The organism is Pseudomonas sp. NPDC087346, from assembly GCF_044744235.1.
In the GTDB taxonomy this organism is placed as follows: Bacteria; Pseudomonadota; Gammaproteobacteria; order Pseudomonadales; family Pseudomonadaceae; genus Aquipseudomonas.
The window spans coordinates 1-3,928 of sequence record NZ_JBIUXX010000141.1 but is presented as its reverse complement, the minus strand read 5'-3'; the positions used below and the strand labels follow the sequence as shown (position 1 = coordinate 3,928).

At 54.4% G+C, this 3,928-nt stretch carries 3 protein-coding genes; 1 reads left to right on the top strand and 2 read right to left on the bottom strand.

Going from position 1 to position 3,928, the window contains the following annotated elements:
• Positions 1-139 precede the first annotated feature (139 nt).
• Positions 140-412: a transposase gene (locus tag ACIOZM_RS31430; protein WP_401221503.1), complete on the bottom strand. Its 273-nt coding sequence runs from the start codon at positions 410-412 to the stop codon at positions 140-142.
• A 1,671-nt stretch (positions 413-2,083) separates the two neighbouring features.
• Here ACIOZM_RS31430 and ACIOZM_RS31425 point away from each other — a divergent pair.
• Positions 2,084-2,353, top strand: a complete 270-nt coding sequence (locus ACIOZM_RS31425) for a hypothetical protein (RefSeq protein ID WP_401221502.1) — start codon at positions 2,084-2,086, stop codon at positions 2,351-2,353.
• Positions 2,354-2,911: 558 nt separating this feature from the next.
• Here the strand turns inward: ACIOZM_RS31425 and ACIOZM_RS31420 are convergent.
• A partial coding sequence (locus ACIOZM_RS31420; RefSeq protein ID WP_401221500.1) for an RHS repeat-associated core domain-containing protein occupies positions 2,912-3,928 on the bottom strand: 1,017 nt, incomplete at its 5' end.

Genomic DNA, 3,928 nt, shown 5'->3' with positions numbered 1-3,928 from the left:
GCCAGACGCTGGGTTGGAAGTTTCCGGTCGAAGTACTGGTTGATTACCTTCAGCTATCAGCGAGCAACAAACTCGAAACCATTAACTGACTGTTGTACTTGGAACCTGAGGCCGCCCTCTCAAGAACCAAGTGCAGCAGTCAGTTGGTGGTTTCGGGCTTGTTGTTTGCTAACAGCTGAAGGTAGTCAACTATTACTTCTAGCGGACATTTCCAACCCGGCGTCTGGCGTGCTCGAGTGTTCAGCATGACAGCAATTTCGTCCAGTCTCTCCTGGCTGACCAGAGTGAGAACTGTGCCATTTGGCAATAAGTCATTGGTGTTTTCATTACTGCCTCGCTGCCACGAGCGGTGTGGATCGGCGAAGTTGATTTTCATGCCAGTGTGGGCCGTGATTTCGGCGTGACGGACCATTTCACTCTTGGTCGTGTGTCATGGTTTTCAGAAGTGATGGCGCTATGTGCGACATCTCTCAGGTAATAGCTTGAGCCGCTGCAGCGGTGGTCGGTGCGTCGACTGGTGCACTCCACCATAGTGGCGACAGCGGAGCAGTTGTTAGCACCAATGATCAGGTCACTTTCCCAGTGTCCTGGAACAAGGCGCTCTGCGACCTCTGGTGGACGCAAGTGGTTACTGAGCTCGGCAGGATTGCGCTCTCGACGTATGGCGTTCTGGGTTCGCGGTCACCGCTTTGCCTTTACCTTGGCGCAAAGTGGCTGATGAGCTGGCGTTTCAACTCGTCTCGCGGATAGGCGTAAATGGCCAGGTAGCGGGTTTCGTTTACTCACATGTCGCGCGGGGTGATCGGGCCAGATACGGCGTAGTTTGCGGCTACATAGCCAGTTGGGACGATGCGATTCGGCTCATGCCGCAAGCAGCGCACGTGTACTACATCATGCCGCGTCGTCAGTCGCGCTTGTGCTCTGGCTCTGAGCTGTTCCAAGTGATCATAGAAATGTTGCGCATTGGCTGGCCACTCGAGCAAATCGCAATCTTACGACTAATGGTGCTGGTATGACGCCTGAGTAAAATGGCGATAGTTCGCAGAGTGAGTTGTTTGAAGCTGCATCACCATGATGATGACCTGCTCCTCAGTGCTGAGGTCTGTGATCTCGTTGGCATGGCAACACCTTGCATCAGGTGTTGCATTTGTCCTTTAGATCGCCCAATGGAGATAGAGCAAACGACGAGGTTAGTCCGCTCGCAGCGAGGAAAACGCAAATCAGCTACTCAGGTCAGGAGGACGCTGTTGCTGGTGGCTGATCGTCAAGAAGGAAAACCTCAATGACGGGGCTATCAACTAGGAGGGCAGCGAGAAGGTGATCCCATTAATGACACCTTCACAGAAGTAAAGCCGGGATCAGACCGATTCTGAAATCCGCTCGCCGTCGTGGCTACTTCCAGCATGGATGCCTCGACTCCATTTTAAAGAGCTCCAGCAGCTCGCCACATTGTCGACGCAATAGACCAAGCGTGCCGGCCGCCGCCGCAAAGCCGTAATGAAGTCTTGGCCTTGGCGACCATGATGAGGGAGCCCGTCTCATGTTTGTGACCGTAAAGGCTCGCGTCTACTCCGACGCTACGGGCATTAATACGCGGCTTCCGGCGCTATGGACGCCTGTGTTGGAGCACTGGAGCCGCTGCTCGATTACTGCCTCTATCGCAACCACGACCGCAGCTTAGTGTGGATCTCAAAAGTGACCCGTTCAGTGCGAATGCTCCTCGAATACGTGCAAGCCAATGCGGCCGAGCACGACCGCTACCAACTGTTCCAGAACTTCGCCCTGCGGCTTTACACCGGAACGTTCAATCGCGAACGGGCTTTGACCAAAGTAATCTGTACTGAGCGCCGCGCTCACCGCAGGATACCTCGCATACGTTCTCCTGCTTTCTGACGTCTTCGACTGACTCAGCGAGATGCGCCCTGAGGCCGCCCAGATAAATCCTCACTATGCGGACGGAGCCTTCGACCGACAGGCTGACGAGGCTGCTTATCAGTACAGGCGCAGCCAGGCTTTCCTGAGGCACACTTGGGTTGCAAGCGCATGCCCCGTGAAATCCGGGCATCGCGTAAGGTGGCAGCATTTGCCTAAAGTCGAAAAAGACGAACCACCGGCATTCCCGGAAGAGCGCGTTGAGGGACTGCTGATCAAGGAACTTCGCGCGGCGGGACGCTCCGACTATCGCGTCCTGCTCATCACATTGTTACTGCACGGCGGAGGTTTCCGTGAGGCTGAGCCTTTCCACCTCTATATCCTCGACGTGCTTCCGGCCCCCGCGAACCTGTGCCAAGCCAAGGTCATCATCCATCACACGAGCCACAGTGCGGCACCATCTGATCGGCGCGAGGAGTAAGGAAAACCTCGTAAGAGGCTATCGAGCGGAATAACTCGCCCACCATTTCGGCCTAGTACCTCGTACGGAGGTGCTAGACGGCCGGCACTCCGGCTGGAAAGGTGGCCACATGACGCCGTCTACACGGGCAGGTGTATTGGTTTCTGCCCGAGTACGGCGAATGGCTCCTGTAACTCTGGTACCTTTACCTCGAACAGGTCGCGCACTTCGAGCGCGCGACCCTCGCGGTCATCAACCTGTATCGCGAGCCCCTGGATGCCATGTACACGCTCACCCAGTACAACAAAGCGCATCCCGCTGCGTGCAGATGAATTGGTCTTCCTGTAGGCAGGCCCGCACGGACACCGTCACGCCTACGCAACGCAAGTGTGGAGAATCGCTTGCGTCACGAACCCAAGGCAGGAGTCGTATGCGGTAGTTCCGCCCCTACGGATCTGTATGGGGGAGGGCGGTAGGTAACTGCCGTCCCTACCGCGACCCTAGAATCATATAGTGAGAGGTTCAGTGATCAACTGAACTTAATCTGACAGTCATACTAGAAGCCCGACAGCTGTCAGATCATGTTGGCCAGCCTTGTCGCTCTCTATACCTTGCGAGGTTATCCTGCGCTCTTTCCGATTTTGCCTTGAATATATTCATGTCTTTTTTTATAGCATCGCGCTGTACCAGCTCTGACGGGAGGAATAGCCCGCCGGTTGAGTACAGTACCGGGGTCTCTAGTGCGTCAAAGTTCTCCATGGTCTGGTTGTAATCTACCGTCACATCGTGCTCCAACTTAACGTATGCCGTGTCCAGTCCGTTGATCTTCATCGGACTCAATCCTTCGCTCACATCATTGCGTTCTTCTGCGAGCTTACCTAACGCTATAAGCGACGTAGCGCCCTTAGGGGTGAATACATTCAATGCCATTGCAGCAGCCTTCTTGAAGTATGTTTTCTGGCCCTCCGACGACGATGGGTTGTACTCGTCAGCCATATTTTTAGCGTAGTCAATAGAAATATACGGGGTGTTGCCCTTCTTGATTTTTTCCCAGGAAAGTTTAGCAGCCTTAGGTGTAATAGACGGTTCAAGGTTTGTTTCCTTGCCTATTTTTTCCATGACTTTACCGGCTACTGTTTTTGCCGCGAGGGCACCTACGCCAGCGAACACGGCGGTACCTATTCCAGGAAGGACTGCTGTCCCCACCAGTCCTCCTCCGATGCCTGCAGCCACGCCTGCTCCATTGGTCACAATACCTGTCACGACAGTGAACGCACTGGTTTTAGCGGTCGTACGGTTCATGTCCTTTTCTTCAAAAGCGTGTTCCAGCAATGAATTCTGTCTATCTACGGCTTTCATTGCGGAGGACAAATTCTTGACAAAGGTCGTTATTTCTTCACGTCGTTCGGCGTCTGTCTTCGAGAATCCTTCATTATCGATATACCGCAGAGGATTGTTCCCCACAAACGCATACAGGTTCAGCCCATCCACGGTGCCACCCGGATCCGGATTGATCCAGCGCCCCAGCCACGGTGCGTAATAGCGAAAACCGTAGTAATACAACCCGGTCGCATCGCGCTCCTTGCCCGAATAACG